The organism is Marinovum sp. 2_MG-2023 (genome assembly GCF_030548265.1).
Lineage (GTDB): Bacteria > Pseudomonadota > Alphaproteobacteria > Rhodobacterales > Rhodobacteraceae > Marinovum.
Map to the genome: position 1 here is coordinate 410,829 of NZ_JAUOSD010000001.1, position 16,107 is coordinate 426,935.

Below are 16,107 nucleotides of genomic sequence, written 5' to 3' on the forward strand. Positions count from 1 at the left end.
GGCCGGTCGGGAATTGCGACCTTGATCCAGATCAAGGCATAGATTCGCCGACCCCCTAAAACCACCCTGCGAACAGGAGCGTCTTTTCGGTGCTCTGTTAAGATCAGGGGTGTCTGAATGGACTATATAAAATTAATACTATTGGCGTTGGTCACGTTCTTTGCCGCGATTGGCGTGAATTGGGCGCATGATCTGGCATATCAGGTTCATGCGGTCCTGATCATGTTGATCGCCTTTGTGATGTTTGTCCGGGTGTTGCGCCGGATCGACGAAGCGCCGCCCGCGCCGCCGGCAGAGGGCATCTACTTTGACGGTGTGATCCGGGCCGGTGTGATTGCCACCGCATTCTGGGGGATTGCCGGCTTTCTGGTCGGCACCTTCATTGCCTTTCAACTGGCCTTTCCGGCGTTGAATTTCGATTGGGGCCAGCCGTTCACTAACTTTGGCCGCTTGCGTCCGCTGCATACAAGTGCGGTGATCTTTGCCTTTGGTGGCAACGCCCTGATCGCGACATCGTTTTACGTGGTGCAGCGCACCAGCGGCGTGCGGCTTTGGGGCGGCAAGGCCGCTTGGTTCGTGTTCTGGGGCTATCAGCTGTTTATCGTGTTGGCGGCGACCGGTTATCTGCTGGGGGCAACCCAGTCCAAGGAATATGCCGAACCGGAATGGTATGTCGATCTCTGGCTGACGCTGGTCTGGCTGACCTATCTGGCGGTCTATCTCGGCACGATCTTTCACCGCCGTGAAAAGCATATCTATGTGGCGAACTGGTTCTTCCTCAGCTTCATCATCACGGTTGCCATGCTGCATGTGATCAACAATCTGTCGATCCCGGTCAGCATCTGGGGCAGCAAATCTGTGCAGGTCTTCTCGGGTGTGCAGGATGCAATGACCCAGTGGTGGTACGGCCACAACGCGGTGGGCTTCTTCCTGACTGCCGGGTTCCTGGGGATGATGTATTACTTTGTGCCGAAACAGGCGGGGCGCCCGGTCTATAGCTACAAACTGTCGATCATTCACTTCTGGGCGCTGATCTTCCTTTATATCTGGGCAGGTCCACACCATTTGCATTACACCGCGCTGCCGGATTGGGCATCGACCCTGGGCATGGTGTTTTCGATCATCCTCTGGATGCCCAGCTGGGGCGGCATGATCAACGGTCTGATGACGCTGCAAGGCGCCTGGGACAAACTGCGCACCGATCCGATCCTGCGGATGTTCGTGCTCAGCCTTGGGTTCTATGGCATGTCGACATTCGAAGGGCCGATGATGTCGATCCGCGCGGTGAACTCGCTGTCGCATTACACCGACTGGACCATCGGGCATGTGCATTCCGGCGCGCTTGGCTGGAACGGCATGATCACCTTTGCCTGTCTCTATTACCTGACACCCAAGCTTTGGGGGCGTAAACAGATGTATTCCCTGTCTGCCATCAGCTGGCATTTCTGGCTCGCGACCTTGGGGATCGTGCTTTACGCGGCCTCGATGTGGGTGACCGGCATCATGGAAGGTTTGATGTGGCGCGAAGTCGACGATCAAGGGTTCCTGGTGAATTCCTTTGCCGACACGGTCAGCGCAAAATTCCCGATGTATGTGGTGCGCGGATTGGGCGGGGTCATGTTCCTCAGCGGTGCGGTGATCATGTGCTGGAACATGTGGATGACCATCCGTCGCGGCAGCCCGGCAGAGGCCCGGATGCCAACCCCCTCCGCCAGCGCCGTCCCGGCAGAATAAGGAGCAGATCATGGCAATTCTTGACAAACACGCCGTCCTGGAAAAAAGCCCGACCCTGCTTTTGACCTTTTCCCTGCTGGTGGTCACCGTTGGCGGGCTGGTGGAAATCGCACCGCTGTTCTGGTTGGAAAACACCATCGAAGAGGTTGAGGGCGTGCGCCCCTACAGCCCGCTCGAACTGACTGGACGCGACATCTATATTCGCGAAGGGTGCTATACCTGCCACAGCCAGATGATCCGCCCGATGCGGGATGAGGTCGAACGCTATGGCCATTATTCGCTCGCGGCAGAGAGCATGTATGACCACCCATTCCAATGGGGATCAAAACGCACCGGGCCCGATCTGGCCCGGGTGGGGGGGCGATATTCCGATGCCTGGCATGTGGATCACCTGAAAGATCCGCAATCTGTGGTGCCGGAAAGTGTGATGCCGAAATATGCGTTCCTGTCGGATGCCGAAATCGACAGCGATCATATCGAGGCGCTTTTGCGCACACACCGGTTTGTCGGCGTGCCCTATAGCGACGAGCAGATTGCCCAGGCCAGTGCGGATTTCCATGTCCAGGCGGACCCGGACGGCGATTGGGACGGGCTTGTCGAACGTTATCCCGGCGCGGCTGTGTCGAACTTTGACGGGCAATCGGCCCTGACCGAGATGGATGCCCTGATCGCCTATCTTCAGGTCATGGGCACCATGGTCGATTTTTCAACCTTCACACCAGACGCAAGCCGTTAAAGGGGGCAGATGATGGATACCTATACGCTCTTGCGGGAAGTTGCCGACAGCTGGGTTTTGCTGGCGATGTTCCTGTTCTTTCTCGGGGTGATGATCTGGGCCTATCTGCCCAGCCAAAGCGCCGCCAGAACCGAAGCCCAGATGATCCCGTTTCGCGACGACGACGCTCAGGCAAGCCTGAATTCCGACCTGAATGCCGGCCCCGAAGGGTCGCAGGCGATGGTGCAGAAAGGACAATCCGATGGCCGATAAGAAGCTGGATGAAGAAACCGGCACGGAAACCACCGGCCACAGCTGGGATGGCATCGAAGAGCTGAACACGCCCTTGCCGCGCTGGTGGCTCTGGACACTTTACGCCACGATTGTCTGGGGCATTGGCTATACCATTGCCTATCCGGCCTGGCCGATGATTTCCGGCGCAACGGCGGGGGTTCTGGGCTATTCGACCCGTGCGGCGGTGGCGACCGATATTGCCGAGCATGAGGCAAAGAACCAGGGCCTGGTCGAGGCGCTGTTGGCGGCAGATCTGGCCACGCTTTCGGCTGGCGACGATCTGCATCGTTATGCGGTGGCGCGCGGTGGATCGGTGTTTCGTGCGCAATGCAGCCAATGCCACGGTGCCGGTGCGGCGGGGGCGGTCGGCTATCCCAACCTGCTGGATGACGATTGGCTCTGGGGGGGGGACATCGAAAGCATTTCCGCCACCGTGGCCCATGGCGTGCGCAACGACACCGACGACGATGCGCGCTATTCCGAAATGCCGGCCTTTGGCGACATGCTGGAAGACGAAGACATCCATGCTGTGGTTGAATATGTCTATGGGTTGTCATCGCCGGACTTTGACAAGGCCCTGGCCGAACAGGGGGCAACAGTCTTTGCCGACAATTGCAGCGCCTGTCATGGCGATACGGCCCAAGGTGACCGCGAGCTGGGCGCGCCAAATTTGGCAGATGCGATCTGGCTTTATGGCGGAAGTCGTGAAACAGTGGAAGAAACCGTACGCAATGCGCGCTACGGTGTGATGCCAGCCTGGGGCCAACGCCTTGGTCAGGCCGATATTCGTGCTGTTTCTGTCTATGTGCATTCCTTGGGAGGAGGCGAGTAGACAGACTGGCGGCCGCCATATGCGCGGCAGCCACCCCCGAAGCGGTCCTGTTCGCAAAACGACGCCGCTTCGGGGCCCTTGCTTGATCCAGATCAAGGCAAGCGCCCATCGGCCCGCGTATCAGGGGCCTGCGAACAGGATAACATCATGACAAATCAAAGCCTTTATGCCGCCAGAGAGCCGATTTTCCCGCGTCGGGTGTCCGGCATGTTCCGCCGCCTGAAATGGTGGATCATGGGGGTGACCCTGGCGATCTATTATCTGACCCCCTGGATCCGATGGGATCGCGGGCCCAACCTGCCGGATCAGGCGGTGTTGGTCGATATGATGCACCGTCGTTTCTATTTCTTCTGGATCGAAATCTGGCCGCATGAATTCTATTTCGTGGCCGGTCTGTTGATCATGGCGGGCTTGGGGCTTTTCCTGTTCACCTCTGCATTGGGGCGGGTTTGGTGTGGCTATGCCTGTCCCCAGACGGTCTGGACGGATCTTTTCATTCTGGTCGAACGTTGGATCGAGGGCGACCGCAATGCGCGGGTGCGCCTGCATCGCGCCAATTGGTCGTTCCGCAAATGGCGATTACGGTTGGTGAAATGGGCGGTCTGGTTGCTGATTTCCATCGCGACCGGCGGGGCTTGGGTGTTCTACTTTACCGATGCGCCAACCCTTCTGGCCGATCTTGGGTCGTTTTCGGCGCATCCGATTGCCTATGGCACCATTGCGGTGTTGACGCTGACCACCTTTGTCTTTGGCGGTTTCATGCGTGAACAGGTCTGTATCTACATGTGCCCCTGGCCGCGCATTCAATCTGCGATGATGGATTCCGACACGATCACCGTGGCCTATCGCGATTGGCGCGGTGAACCGCGCGGCAAGAAACATGACGGCACCGCCGGCGATTGCGTGGATTGCATGGCTTGCGTCAATGTCTGTCCGATGGGGATCGACATCCGCGACGGCCAGCAGATGGAATGTATTACCTGTGCGCTGTGCATTGATGCCTGTGACGATGTGATGGGCAAAATCGGCAAACCGCGTGGGTTGATTGACTATCTTGCACTGTCGGACGAGGCCGCCGAACGGGCCGGCGACCCGCCCAAGCCAATCTGGCGTCATGTTCTGCGCCCGCGCACCTTGATCTATACCACGCTGTGGTCGGCAATCGGGGTTGGGCTGATCTATGCCCTGTTTATCCGAACCGACATCGAACTGACGGTCAGCCCGGTGCGCAATCCGGTGTATGTGGTGCAATCCGATGGTGCGATCCGCAATATCTATGATGTGCGGCTGCGCAACAAATCCGGCGATGACCGTGATTTCCGGCTCAGCCTGACCAGCGACGACATTCTGAGGATCACGCTGGAGGGGCAGGAAAACACATATTCGGTCAATGTCGCGGCGGACAGCACCCATCTGCAACGGGTCTATGTCACCGCGCGTCCGCAGGATCCGGCGGCAACACGTGCCGTGACCGATTTCCGCTTTTGGGTCGAGGCGACGGATGGTGACACCACCACCCGCGCCAGCCAGGCCACCGTATTCAATGGAAGGGTTCAATGATGAAAAAGATCACCGGTTGGCATGTCTTTGGCGCATTTGCGCTGGCTTTTGGCATCATCATTTCGGTCAATCTGACCCTGGCGTTTCAGGCCGTGCGCACCTTTCCGGGGCTGGAGGTCAAGAATTCCTATGTCGCCAGCCAGACCTTTGATGTTCAGCGCACCGCGCAAGAGGCATTGGCCTGGGATGTTGCGGCGACCTTGGAAAACGACCAGCTGCGGCTTGAAATCTCGCAGGATGGCATCCCGGTGCAACCCCGGATCACAAAGGCGGTTTTTGGCCGTGCCACCCATGTGGGCGAAGATCAACAGCCGGTGTTTGCCTTTGATGGCCGGGTGTTTCTGGCCGATGTGCAGGGCGGCGGGGGCAATTGGAACCTGCGTCTGACGGCACAGGCCGAGGATGGTACATTGTTTCAGCAACGTATCATTGTGCGGGTGGTGTCGTGACCGCGGCCTGTCCGGCCTGTGCGGCCGCGCCCCTGGCTGCGGAAATGGCCCAAGGTCCGGCGCTGCAATTTTCGCTGCCGACAATCCATTGCGCGGCCTGTATCGGCAAGATCGAGGGCGGCTTGCGCGGTCTGGTCGGCGTGACCGGCGTGCGGGTGAACCTGTCGCTGAAACGGCTGACGGTGTCCGGCACGATTGACCCCGCTCAGGTCTTGTCCGCCCTGAGCGATCTTGGCTACGAGGCCTATGCGCTGGATCTTGAGGCGCTGCAAAAGGTGCGCGACGATCAGGGCAGGGCGCTGCTGACGCGGTTGGCGGTGGCCGGCTTTGCGATGATGAACGTGATGTTGCTGTCGGTTGCGGTCTGGTCCGGGGCGACGGATGCGACACGGGATCTGTTTCACCTGATCTCGGCGATGATTGCCCTGCCGGTGGTGGCCTATGCCGGTCAGCCCTTCTTTCACAATGCCTGGGCCGCCCTGCGTGTTGGCCGGTTGAACATGGATGTGCCGATTTCGCTGGCCATCCTATTGGCGGCGGGCATGTCGTTGTATGAAACGCTGAACAGCGGCGCACATGCCTATTTTGATGCCGCGTTGTCGCTGACGTTCTTTTTGCTGATCGGGCGGTATATGGATCACCGCACCCGGTCCGCTGCGCAATCCGCCGCCAAGGAATTGCACGCGCTTGAGGTCCACACCGCCGAGCGTGAGACCAATGGCCGGGTCGAGACGGTCAACCTTGCCGATCTGGTGGTCGGGGATGTGCTTTGGGTGCCGACCGGCGCGCGGGTGCCTGTTGATGGGCGGCTTTTGGATGCCACTGCATTGATGGACCGTGCGATCCTGACCGGCGAAAGCGCGGCGGTAGACGTGCAGGAAAACGACATGTTGCAAGCGGGCGAGGTCAACCTGTCTGCGCCCGTCAGGATCATGGCAACCGCGGTTGGCGAAGACAGCTCGCTTCGGCAAATGGCGGCGCTGGTCGAAACCGCGGAACAGGCCCGCAACAGCTATACCGCGCTGGCGGACAGGGCCGCACAGATCTATGCGCCGGCGGTGCATCTGCTGGCATTTGCGGCTTTTCTTGGCTGGGTCGCGGCCACCGGCGATCTGCGCCATGCGTTGAATATTGCGATTGCGGTGCTGATCATCACCTGTCCCTGCGCCTTGGGGCTGGCGGTGCCAGCGGTGTCGACTGCCGCGATCAGCCGGTTGTTTTCGCACGGCTTTCTGGTCAAACACGCCACCGCGCTGGAACGGTTGGCAGAGGTCGATCATGTGGTCTTTGACAAGACCGGCACGTTGACCCAACCGGCCATCGACCTGCCACCGGGCATGAACATGCGCGACCGTTCCGTTGTGAGGGCCTTGGCGCAGACATCGCATCACCCAATGTCCAAGGCATTGGTGACAGCGCTGAACGATGTGCCGGTCGCCACGGTGACGGAGATAACCGAGATCGCGGGGCAGGGGCTCTGTGCGCTTTATCAGGGCGAAACAGTGCGCTTGGGGCGGGGGGCCTGGCTGGGCGCGTCTTTTGCCGGGCTTGGCTATCGCTTTGGCACGGCAGAGCCGGTGCAGATTGAAACGCTGGATGCGCTGCGTCCGGGCGTGGCGGCCGCGCTGGCGGGGCTGGATCTGACGGCAGAGGTGGTGACCGGGGACAGCGACGAACCGGCCCGCGCGCTGGCCCGCGCCCTGAACATCCCGGTGACCGCGAACGCGCGCCCCGAGGACAAGCTGCGCATTCTGTCGGATCACGCGGCCAAGGGGCATCACGTGATGATGGTCGGGGACGGGTTGAACGACACAGGTGCCCTGGCCGCCGCCCATGCATCAATCGCCCCCGCCAAAGCGCTGGAGGCATCGCGCAATGCCGCCGACATCGTGGTGCTGAAAGACAGCTTTGCCGAGCTGCCATTGGTGCTGAAAATCGCCCGCGCCACGCGGCGGTTGTCACAACAGAATTTTGCCATTGCCGCGATCTATAATTGCATCGCTGTGCCAATCGCGCTGGCCGGTTTTGCCACGCCACTGGCGGCGGCGCTGGCCATGTCGCTGTCGTCGATCACCGTGCTGCTTAATGCCCAAAGGATGAGGTATCTGTAGATGAACGTTCTGGTGGTGCTGATCCCGGTCTCGCTGGTGCTTGGGGCGCTGGGTCTTGCGGCGTTCCTTTGGACCGTGCGGTCCGACCAATATGACGATGACGCGGGCAATGCGTCGCGTATTCTGTTGGATGACTAAGACGTTTCACGTCTGATCCGGCCGGTCGGGGTGTGCCTGTCGCGGTGGACCCTGCGAATTCAAACCGCGTCCTTTGCAAGCGCTTAAAGCCGCCCCTGCGGGGATCTGCGCGACCGGGCGGGTGGCCACCCGGTCGCTTGTTTCGGCGCGTATCTTTACGCTGCGACCCTACAGGGCGGCGTTACAGGGCGGCGGTTACGATGAACTCGACCCGGTATTCCGGTGTGGCCAGCTTGGCCTCGCCACAGGCCCGTGCGGCCGGGTTGGCTGGGTCGACCCAGGCGTCATAGACCGCGTTCATCGCGGCGAAATCTTCCATGTCGGCCAGCCAGATAATCACCTGCAACAGCTTGGATTTGTCGCTGCCCGCCTCGGCCAGAAGCGCATCCACCGCGTCAAGGCAATCCTTTGTCTGGGTGGCAATATCCGCCCCTGCTGTGCCCACCTGACCGGCGAGGTAGACGGTATTGTTGTGAACAACGGCCTGGCTCATGCGGGGGCCGGGGTGCAAACGTGTGATGGTCATTGGATCTCTTTCTTGCTGGAAACTTGTGCAGTTGTAGCGGTCTTGCCGGAATTCGCACAGATCTACGGCATAGCTTGGGCGTATGCCGCATATAGCGTAGGGTAATGATTGATGCGCCCGGGGCCCCGGCGCAACTGACGGCGATACTGATGTGTAATCGAAAGATCAACAATGAACAGCAATTTGCAATCGGATCTGAATTGGAATCTGTTGCGTGTGTTTTACATGATCGGCAAGGAAAAGGGCATTACCAAGGCCGCAAGACGTCTTGGCCTGAGCCAACCGTCGGTCAGCAATGCCTTGCAAAAGCTTGAAGCCCAGCTTGGCAGCCAGTTGGTGTTCCGCGACAGCCGCCAGTTTGAACTGACGCCGACGGGGGACAAGATCTTTCAGGAATGCCGCGACATTTTTCATAGCGCCGAACGGATTGCCCATGTTGTCGGCGAAGAAGACGGCCATGAACGCGGGCAGGTACGCTATCAGATCATCAGCGATCTGGTGTCGCCGATGCTGGACGAAATGCTGCGTCTGTTTCATCAGCGCCACCCCTCTGTTGTCTTCCAAAGCGAGATTCAGAACAGTCAGGCAATTGTGCGCAATATCCAGCAGGGCCGGCTTGGCCTGGGGTTTTGTCTGTTGTCGAAACCGCTGGTCAATCTGACGTCAATCCGGTTGTTCCGCGAGGAATTTCGCCTGTTCTGCGGCGCGGAACATCCGCTGTTTGGTCAGGATACGGTGACGGTGCGTGAACTTCAGCGGGAACCGTTCATCTCTTTTGCCTGCGCCACCGAAGGCATGGGCCTGGAGCCGATGTCGGTCCTGCGCGAAGGCACGCGGCTGGGTGATCGCATCAATGGGCTGTCCACCAATATGGAAGAAGTGCGCCGGATGATTGCCGCCGGGATCGGTATTGGCATCCTGCCGCTGGCCTGTGCACAAAATGACATCCGCGAGGGCAATCTTTGGCCGCTTGAAATCACCGATGAAACCATCGGGGCCGATGTCTATCTGGTTCATGCCCCGGCAGAGAAATTGTCTCCGTCGGAGCAGAAATTCGTGCAGATGGCGCAGGAATTGATTGCGCTTTATCCAGAGATGAGCTGATCCGCCGCCAGGGTTGCGGCGGCCAGATCCTGAAGCGCCATGCCCGCGGATTTGAAGACGGTAAAAGCGTCATCGGATTGGCGGCCCGGATGGGCGCCCTGACAAAGCTGTGACAGGTCAGCAAGAATATGGCTGTCGGTGATCGACCCGCTGTCCAGCGGTTGTGCCAGATCGCCCGCCAGCATCGCGCCTTTGCGGTGGTCGACAAAAACCTCGGCCTGCATGATTGCCCTGTCGTCGCTTTCGCGCATGTCGGCTTTGAACGCTCCGACAAGGTCGAGATGGGTGCCGGGGCGCAGCCAGTCGCCGAAAATGATCGGCTGGGTGGCGGCGGTGAGTGTGGTGATCACATCCGCAGCGCCACATGCGGCTTCAAGATCATCCGAAACGGTGGCATTGATCCCCAGATCGCGCAGTGTCGCGGCGATATTTGCGGCTTTGGCCGGTGTGCGACCCCAGATCGTGACATCGCGATAGGACCGGACCGCGCAATGGGCGGCGGCAGAAGACACCGCCAATTGCCCGGTGCCCACCACCAAAAGACGGCTGGCATCAGCACGGGCGAGGTAATCCGCCGCCAGCGCCGAGGCCGCAGGCGTGCGCCGCGCGGTCAACGTGTCCCCATCCAGCGCGGCCTGCATCTGGCCGGTTGCGCCATCAAACAGCAAATAGCCTGCGTTGATGGTGGGACGGCCTTGGTCCGCGTTCTGGGGAAAGAAGGTGACAACCTTGACCCCGATGTTCTGCCCCGGGACCCAGGCGGGCATGATCAACAGCGACCCTTCGCTGCCGTCCGGTTGTTGGATGCTCAACACCTGCCGTTCGGGCGCTTCGACCGTGTCGGCCCTGTACCACGCGCGCAATTCCGCGATCAGGGCCGGCCAGTCCAGTGCCGATTCCAGCGCCGCATGTCCGATCAGGGCGGTCATCGATCGGCCCGTGTCACGACGGCGTGCAGAAGGATATTCAACCCGGCCACGAAATCCGCCGGATCGCAGCTTTCTTCGTTGTTGTGGGTGATTCCGTTCTTGCACGGCGCAAAGATCATCGCCGTCGGGCAATGCGTGGCCAGGAAATAGGCGTCATGGCCCGCCTGGCTTTGAATATCGCGCCAGTTATAGTCCATGCGCACCGCCTGTTGCCGGATGCCGTCGATCATCTCGTGGTCGAAAATGTCGCCGCCCCATTCCCATTCGTCTTCGATCACCGCCTCACAGCCACAGCGGGCTGCGGATTCATACAGAGCACGGCGCATCTTTTCGGCCATGGCGCGGGTGGTGATCGGATCGGGGTGGCGCACGTCACAGACCGCTTCGGCTGTGTCGGACAGGATGCCGGGTTTGTTGGGCCAGGCGGTCAACCGCGCCGCTGTGGCCTTGCCATCCAGCACCGCGAAATCCCAGCCGATGTCATCGACAGCGGTCAGCCAACGCGCCCCCGCCGCCAGCGCGTTTTTGCGCAGATCCATCGGGGTGGGGCCGGTGTGCGATGTCTGCCCCTTGAAAGAGGCGCGCATGCCGCGCACCGGATAGCCGCCGGTGACAATGCCAACCTGGCGGTTTTCCGCGTCCAAAATCGGCCCCTGTTCGATGTGCAGTTCGAAATAGGCGTCGATCTCGCCCGCCTTGCAGGGGCGGTCGCCCTTGTAGCCGATCCGCTCCAGCTCATCCCCAAACCGCGCGCCATCGTCACCGATCAGGTCATGCACCCAGTCGATATCATATTTTCCGATGAAACAGCCCGAGGCGACCATCGGCGGCGAAAACCGCGCGCCTTCCTCGTTGGTCCAATCGACCACGACAATCGGGCGCTTGGTGACATGGCCCAGATCGTTCAGGCTGCGGATCACCTCAAGCCCGGCCAAGACCCCGGCGATACCGTCAAAGCGCCCGCCGTTGATCTGGGTGTCCAGATGGCTGCCGATCAGGATCGGGGGCAGGTCATTGTCGGTGCCATCGCGGCGGCCAAAGATATTGCCGGCGGCGTCAATCTCGACCGACAGGCCGGCCGCAAGACACCAGTCGCGAAACAGATCGCGCATGGCCTTGTCATCATCGCCCAAGGTCAGCCGCGACAGCCCACCGGGGCGGCCCACGCCGATTTCGGCAGAGGCTTCGATGGTTGACCAAAACCGGTCAAGGTTTACACGGGCGTCAGGGGTCATCGGCATGGTGTATGCTCTTTCATCTTGGATGTTCGGATCAGAACAGAATGGAGGGAAGGTCGGTGATCAGCGCCGGGAACAGCACCAGCAACAGCAGCACGCCAACCATCACGCCAAGGAACGGCACGAGGTAACGGAACGAGGCGCTGAGCGGGATTTTCCCGACGCGGCAAGCGGCCATAAGATCAATGCCCAGCGGCGGCGTATTGGCCCCGATCGCAAGGTTGATGGTCAGCAGGATGCCGAAATAGACCGGATCAATGCCATAGTGATGCAGGATCGGCAGGAACACCGGCGCAAGGATCAGGATGATGGCAATCGATTCCATGAAGGTGCCAAGGATCAAGAGGATGGCCATCATCAACAGCAGCGCAACGGTGTCGCTTTCGGTGGCCTGGGTGATGCCGGACACCGCCAGTTGCGGCACCTGTTCGGCGGCCAGAATCCAGCCAAAGACCGAGGCTGAGGCAATAACCAACAGGATCACACCGGTCATCTCGGTGGTTTCACGCAGAAGCCGCAGCAACAGCGTCAGGGTCAGCACGCGGTAGACAAAGACGCCGATGAACAGCGCATAGGCCACGCCGATGCCGGCCGCCTCGGTCGGGGTGAAAAAGCCAAGCCGGATGCCGCCAACAATGATCAGCGGCGCCAGCATCGCCAGGATGGACCCCTTGGCGGCGCGGCCAAGCTCGCCCCAGGTGAAGGGGTCGCCGCCCTGCCAGCCATTTTTGCGCGAAATCCACCATGCGACGAGGATCAGACCAAGCCCCAACAGGATACCGGGGATGATGGCGGCGACGAAAAGCTGCCCGATCGAGCTGTTGGTGGCAGTGCCATAAACGATCAACACGATCGACGGCGGAATGACGGTGCCAAGTGAGCCAGCACAGCCAAGGGCCGAGGCGCTGAAACCCGGCGCATAGCCCTGATCGCGCATTGCGGGCAGCATCATTGTGCCAATCGCCACCACATCCGCCACACCAGAGCCCGAGAGCGAGCCGAACAACATGCAGGCGATGATCATCACCATGGCCAGACCGCCGGTGCGCCGCCCAATCAGCGCCGAACACAGCGCAATGATCCGCGGCGCAAGGCCACCATGCACCATCAGCAGACCCGCCAGCAAAAACAACGGGATAGCCAGCAAAGTGAAACTGTTGATGCCGGCCACAGCCCGCTGGGCCACCACGATCATCGGCGCGGTATCGGCAATCAACAGGTAAAACATCGACGACAGGCCAAGTGCCACGGCAATGGGCGCATCAATCAGCACCAACAGCACGAATACAAGAATAAGAAGGCCAAGGGCGAGGCTCATTCCCGGCCTCCTTTCAACAGAAATCCGACCAGCGCCAAACCGCAGCAGACCGGCAAAGACAGGTAGAACAGCCCAACGGGCAGCGACAAAGCGGTGGTTTGATGTGACCATGTGATCCCGGTCAGCCGTGCGCCGGTGATCATCAACACGATCAGAAACGTCACGCTGGCCAGCCCGGCCAACAGGCCAAACACCCGGCGCAGCGCGGGCGGCATGGCGATCAAATCCAGCAATCCGGCGCGGAAATGGGTGCTGCGCACAAATCCCGACACCGCACCGACAAAGGTCAACCAGACCAGAAACAGGCGTGGCAATTCTTCGGCCCAGCGCGGGGTGGAGGAAAACAGATAGCGCGACGCCACGACGTAGACCACCATCACCGCAAATCCGCCAACCAGCCCCGCACCCATCCAGCGTGCAACGCGGTCAATCACATGTGCCGCGCGAAGCGACGCTGTAGAAAGCTTCATGGTTTCAAAATCCCTTCGGGGCCGCGGCACAGCATGCATTCGTCGCAATAGGCGGCGACAACGACCCATTCATCGGAAATCACCTCGACCGTATGATCGAGCCCGGGGGGCAGGCGCACCGCCGTGCCTTCGGTCATGTGGTATTCTTCGCCGCCCGCACGCAGGATCGCCTCGCCCTTGAGCGTCAGGGTCACCTCGTCGCGCGGATGGCTGTGGGCGGTGGATTTCGCGCCCTTTTTGCCGGTGGTGACGGAAAGTTTGATAAATCCTTCGCCGCGCGCCGCCGGGGAAAACAGCACCTTTTGGCTGAAGTCATAAAGTTGCACCGGCTCCACCGATGCAACTTCTGTTATTTCCGGACGCAGGCTCATTTGCGGTAGGTATTCAAAATGGCCAGGAGGTCTTCGCCGTAGACGTCTTTTTGATCTTCCCAGATCGGCGCAACCGCTTCGATGAATGCGGCTTTGTCGACCTCGTTGAAGATCATGCCCTTGGCTTCCAGTTGCGCGACCAATTCGGCATTGGCGGCGGCAACCATATCACGCTGTTGCGCGCCCCAGCTGGTGGCGGCCTCGGTCACGATGGCCTGATCTTCTGGCGAAATCTTGTTCCATGTGGCGTTGGACATGGTCAATGTCGCGGCACCCCAGATGTGTTCGGACATCGAAACGTATTTCTGAACCTCAAAGAAGGACGAGGAATAGATGATCGCCAGCGGGTTTTCCTGGGCGTCAAATACCCCCTGTTGCAGCGCCGAATACAGCTCGCCAAACGACAGCGGCGCAGGTTCCGCCCCAAGGCCTTCAAACGTGGCGAGGCGCACTTTGTCCGGGGTTACACGGATTTTGATGCCGTCCAGATCGGCAGGTTTTTCAATCGGGCGCACGCTGTTGGTGATGTTGCGGAAGCCGTTTTCCCACCAGCCCAGAACCTTGATGCCCTTGGCATCCAGCATCTCTTCCAGCGCGTCACCAAGATCGCCGTCAAGCGCGGCAAAGGCCTGATCCCGCGCGCCCCAGGCATAAGGCATTTCGATGATGCCCATGCGCGGCTCGATCGCTTGAAACGACCCAGACCCAATCAGGCCGGCCTGAACCGAGCCGAATTGCAGACCTTCGATCACCTCTTTTTCGCTGCCCAGCTGGCCCGAGGCAAAGACCTCGATCTTGACGCGGCCGTCGGTTTTGGCGGTCACTTCGTCGGCAAAGCCGGTCGCCGCGATATGCCAGCTGTGGCTTTCCGGCAGGACGTGACCCAGCCGCACCGACACGTCGGCGGCAAGCGCCGTTGTGGATGAAAGCGCCGCAAGGCAGGCCGCCAGAACACCGGTTTTCAGTCGTTTGATTGAGTGATTCATTTTTTCTCTCCTGTGGACACAACAATTTTGTCCATGGAATACCGAACCCGGTTTTCACGCAAATAGCGCCCGGCTATGGCAGTGAGAACTTTTGTGAATGTAGGGTCTGCGATGTGTCCCGGGCCTGGGGTAAACCCTTGGTTGCGCAAAAGGCGCGCGCCGGAAAATTGTTTGATTTGGCTGCGAAAATTCGGCGGACACGTGGTGAAAGCGATTTTATTTCAGGGACTTGAGTGGTCTTCTCGTCACCACAGGCTTTGCAGTAAATTGAACAGCTCAGCAAGAACCGGGCTGTCCTTGCGGCGGTCCAATGCGACGAAACACAGACAGGCCGGCACCGAGACAGAGTTGCAGACCGCAAGGCCAAAAGATTGTTTTTGGTGCAGCGCAATGGATTCACGGCACAGGCTCAGCCCGATACCAGACCGCACCATTTCCAGCATCGAGGCCTCTTGGTCGACACGGGCAACGACGTTCAGACGTTCATCGAGATCCTGATACACCTTGGCCAAAAGCCGGTGATGCACCGATCTGTCCGGTGTGCCGATCCAGGGCAACGTCGCCAGCGAGGTCCAGTCGGCGTTCTCGATCTTGTTCTGCCAACCGACCGGACCGATGATGCGATAGCTGAAGTCGGCAAGCTTGATCGCATGTATCGGATCTTCGACTTCTGATCCCATCTGCGCCAGATCCGTGGGCCCACACAGATAGAAACCGGCGTCAATTTGGTTGCGCTTCAACCAGACCAGAATATCGCCGCTGACACCATGGGTCAGCTCGGTTTCGATGTCAGGGTGTTCGGTGCGCAGGCGTGCCAGCATCCGACCCAGCCGGATGAATTCCGGATCGACAATTGTCCCGATCTTGAGCTTTCCGCTGATGCGACCGGAGCGCCGGCGTGCGCTGCGGTGGAAATCGTTCATTGACTCAAGAACATGTTCCGCCTTGGCCAGCACCGCGGCACCATCATGACTTAGCCGAAGCCCGGTAGCGGTGCGGTTGAACAAGACGATTCCGGTCTCTTCGGCCAGCCGCTTTATCTGATGGCTGATCGCGGGTTGCGTCAGGTTCAAAACCTCGGCGGCGCGCGAAACGCTCCCTTCTCGTGCCACGGTCACAAAGGCCAAGATGCTGTTAATATTCGAGAAACGATCCATATTAAAATTCCTAATATTACTGTGTGGCATTTGTCATTAGGTTTTTTTGCGGCCCTCGCCCAAAGCTCATCGAAATTCGCGTTCGGGGAGGGGACGTGACCGGATCGAACTGCTTTTGCCGACGCGGCAAAACGCGGTTTCTGGTTCATCAACTCCCCCTGTCTGCGCGGTCGAC

17 protein-coding genes are annotated in these 16,107 nt (G+C 59.9%); 9 read left to right on the forward strand and 8 right to left on the reverse strand.

The genetic code is table 11. From position 1 onward, the window contains the following. Positions 1-117: 117 nt before the first annotated feature. The 8 genes from ccoN (at position 118) to ccoS (ending at position 7,833) form a co-directional block, all read left to right on the forward strand. A complete protein-coding gene (gene ccoN, locus Q4577_RS02080; protein WP_303466762.1) occupies positions 118-1,734 on the forward strand; it encodes a cytochrome-c oxidase, cbb3-type subunit I in 1,617 nt (538 codons plus the stop codon). A 10-nt stretch (positions 1,735-1,744) separates the two neighbouring features. Then, a complete protein-coding gene (gene ccoO, locus Q4577_RS02085; protein WP_244686269.1) occupies positions 1,745-2,470 on the forward strand; it encodes a cytochrome-c oxidase, cbb3-type subunit II in 726 nt (241 codons plus the stop codon). A gap of 9 nt (positions 2,471-2,479) precedes the next feature. Further along, on the forward strand, positions 2,480-2,722 hold the full coding sequence (locus tag Q4577_RS02090) for a cbb3-type cytochrome c oxidase subunit 3 (protein WP_336623637.1): 243 nt from the start codon (positions 2,480-2,482) through the stop codon (positions 2,720-2,722). Further along, positions 2,712-3,575 (forward strand): cytochrome-c oxidase, cbb3-type subunit III, encoded by an 864-nt coding sequence (gene ccoP / locus Q4577_RS02095; RefSeq protein WP_303466761.1) that lies wholly within the window; start codon positions 2,712-2,714, stop codon positions 3,573-3,575. Before Q4577_RS02090 ends, ccoP begins: the two co-directional genes overlap by 11 nt. Before the next feature lie 147 nt (positions 3,576-3,722). Then, entirely contained in the window at positions 3,723-5,135 is a 1,413-nt protein-coding gene (gene ccoG, locus Q4577_RS02100) for a cytochrome c oxidase accessory protein CcoG (RefSeq protein ID WP_303466760.1), read from the forward strand. Beyond that, complete coding sequence (locus tag Q4577_RS02105) at positions 5,132-5,584, forward strand: FixH family protein (RefSeq protein WP_303466759.1); 453 nt, start codon at positions 5,132-5,134, stop codon at positions 5,582-5,584. Before ccoG ends, Q4577_RS02105 begins: the two co-directional genes overlap by 4 nt. Beyond that, on the forward strand, positions 5,581-7,695 hold the full coding sequence (locus Q4577_RS02110; protein WP_336623636.1) for a heavy metal translocating P-type ATPase: 2,115 nt from the start codon (positions 5,581-5,583) through the stop codon (positions 7,693-7,695). The genes Q4577_RS02105 and Q4577_RS02110 overlap by 4 nt, the downstream gene beginning before the upstream one ends. Then, positions 7,696-7,833: a cbb3-type cytochrome oxidase assembly protein CcoS gene (ccoS, locus tag Q4577_RS02115; protein WP_244691733.1), complete on the forward strand. Its 138-nt coding sequence runs from the start codon at positions 7,696-7,698 to the stop codon at positions 7,831-7,833. Between the two features lie 181 nt (positions 7,834-8,014). On the opposite strand, the gene Q4577_RS02120 is transcribed toward ccoS, so the two are convergent. Next, a complete protein-coding gene (locus Q4577_RS02120; RefSeq protein ID WP_303466758.1) occupies positions 8,015-8,359 on the reverse strand; it encodes a RidA family protein in 345 nt (114 codons plus the stop codon). 171 nt (positions 8,360-8,530) lie between these two features. Between Q4577_RS02120 and Q4577_RS02125 the strand changes: the two genes are divergently transcribed. Next, on the forward strand, positions 8,531-9,463 hold the full coding sequence (locus tag Q4577_RS02125; protein WP_244691731.1) for a LysR family transcriptional regulator: 933 nt from the start codon (positions 8,531-8,533) through the stop codon (positions 9,461-9,463). On the opposite strand, the gene Q4577_RS02130 is transcribed toward Q4577_RS02125, so the two are convergent. From Q4577_RS02130 to Q4577_RS02160, 7 genes are all read right to left on the reverse strand, one after another. Beyond that, a complete protein-coding gene (locus Q4577_RS02130) occupies positions 9,445-10,392 on the reverse strand; it encodes an ornithine cyclodeaminase family protein (protein ID WP_303466757.1) in 948 nt (315 codons plus the stop codon). The genes Q4577_RS02125 and Q4577_RS02130 overlap by 19 nt on opposite strands. Beyond that, positions 10,389-11,633, reverse strand: a complete 1,245-nt coding sequence (locus tag Q4577_RS02135) for a Zn-dependent hydrolase (protein ID WP_303466756.1) — start codon at positions 11,631-11,633, stop codon at positions 10,389-10,391. Before Q4577_RS02135 ends, Q4577_RS02130 begins: the two co-directional genes overlap by 4 nt. Before the next feature lie 31 nt (positions 11,634-11,664). Next, on the reverse strand, positions 11,665-12,948 hold the full coding sequence (locus Q4577_RS02140; protein WP_303466755.1) for a TRAP transporter large permease: 1,284 nt from the start codon (positions 12,946-12,948) through the stop codon (positions 11,665-11,667). Next, positions 12,945-13,418 carry a TRAP transporter small permease gene (locus Q4577_RS02145; protein WP_303466754.1) on the reverse strand — a complete coding sequence of 158 codons (474 nt, stop codon included), beginning with the start codon at positions 13,416-13,418 and terminating at the stop codon, positions 12,945-12,947. Before Q4577_RS02145 ends, Q4577_RS02140 begins: the two co-directional genes overlap by 4 nt. Beyond that, a complete protein-coding gene (locus Q4577_RS02150; RefSeq protein WP_280520743.1) occupies positions 13,415-13,789 on the reverse strand; it encodes a cupin domain-containing protein in 375 nt (124 codons plus the stop codon). The genes Q4577_RS02145 and Q4577_RS02150 overlap by 4 nt, the downstream gene beginning before the upstream one ends. Then, on the reverse strand, positions 13,786-14,775 hold the full coding sequence (locus Q4577_RS02155) for a DctP family TRAP transporter solute-binding subunit (protein ID WP_303466752.1): 990 nt from the start codon (positions 14,773-14,775) through the stop codon (positions 13,786-13,788). Before Q4577_RS02155 ends, Q4577_RS02150 begins: the two co-directional genes overlap by 4 nt. 245 nt (positions 14,776-15,020) lie before the next feature. Next, positions 15,021-15,932: a LysR family transcriptional regulator gene (locus Q4577_RS02160; RefSeq protein ID WP_303466751.1), complete on the reverse strand. Its 912-nt coding sequence runs from the start codon at positions 15,930-15,932 to the stop codon at positions 15,021-15,023. Positions 15,933-16,107 lie beyond the last annotated feature (175 nt).

Bases quoted from the DNA above. Each gene is read 5' to 3' on its own strand.
- ccoN (WP_303466762.1), top strand. From the start codon at position 118: ATGGACTATATAAAATTAATACTATTGGCGTTGGTCACGTTCTTTGCC.
- ccoO (WP_244686269.1), top strand. From the start codon at position 1,745: ATGGCAATTCTTGACAAACACGCCGTCCTGGAAAAAAGCCCGACCCTG.
- Q4577_RS02090 (WP_336623637.1), top strand. From the start codon at position 2,480: ATGATGGATACCTATACGCTCTTGCGGGAAGTTGCCGACAGCTGGGTT.
- ccoP (WP_303466761.1), top strand. From the start codon at position 2,712: ATGGCCGATAAGAAGCTGGATGAAGAAACCGGCACGGAAACCACCGGC.
- ccoG (WP_303466760.1), top strand. From the start codon at position 3,723: ATGACAAATCAAAGCCTTTATGCCGCCAGAGAGCCGATTTTCCCGCGT.
- Q4577_RS02105 (WP_303466759.1), top strand. From the start codon at position 5,132: ATGATGAAAAAGATCACCGGTTGGCATGTCTTTGGCGCATTTGCGCTG.
- ccoS (WP_244691733.1), top strand. From the start codon at position 7,696: ATGAACGTTCTGGTGGTGCTGATCCCGGTCTCGCTGGTGCTTGGGGCG.
- Q4577_RS02120 (WP_303466758.1), bottom strand. From the start codon at position 8,359: ATGACCATCACACGTTTGCACCCCGGCCCCCGCATGAGCCAGGCCGTT.
- Q4577_RS02125 (WP_244691731.1), top strand. From the start codon at position 8,531: ATGAACAGCAATTTGCAATCGGATCTGAATTGGAATCTGTTGCGTGTG.
- Q4577_RS02130 (WP_303466757.1), bottom strand. From the start codon at position 10,392: ATGACCGCCCTGATCGGACATGCGGCGCTGGAATCGGCACTGGACTGG.
- Q4577_RS02135 (WP_303466756.1), bottom strand. From the start codon at position 11,633: ATGCCGATGACCCCTGACGCCCGTGTAAACCTTGACCGGTTTTGGTCA.
- Q4577_RS02140 (WP_303466755.1), bottom strand. From the start codon at position 12,948: ATGAGCCTCGCCCTTGGCCTTCTTATTCTTGTATTCGTGCTGTTGGTG.
- Q4577_RS02145 (WP_303466754.1), bottom strand. From the start codon at position 13,418: ATGAAGCTTTCTACAGCGTCGCTTCGCGCGGCACATGTGATTGACCGC.
- Q4577_RS02150 (WP_280520743.1), bottom strand. From the start codon at position 13,789: ATGAGCCTGCGTCCGGAAATAACAGAAGTTGCATCGGTGGAGCCGGTG.
- Q4577_RS02155 (WP_303466752.1), bottom strand. From the start codon at position 14,775: ATGAATCACTCAATCAAACGACTGAAAACCGGTGTTCTGGCGGCCTGC.
- Q4577_RS02160 (WP_303466751.1), bottom strand. From the start codon at position 15,932: ATGGATCGTTTCTCGAATATTAACAGCATCTTGGCCTTTGTGACCGTG.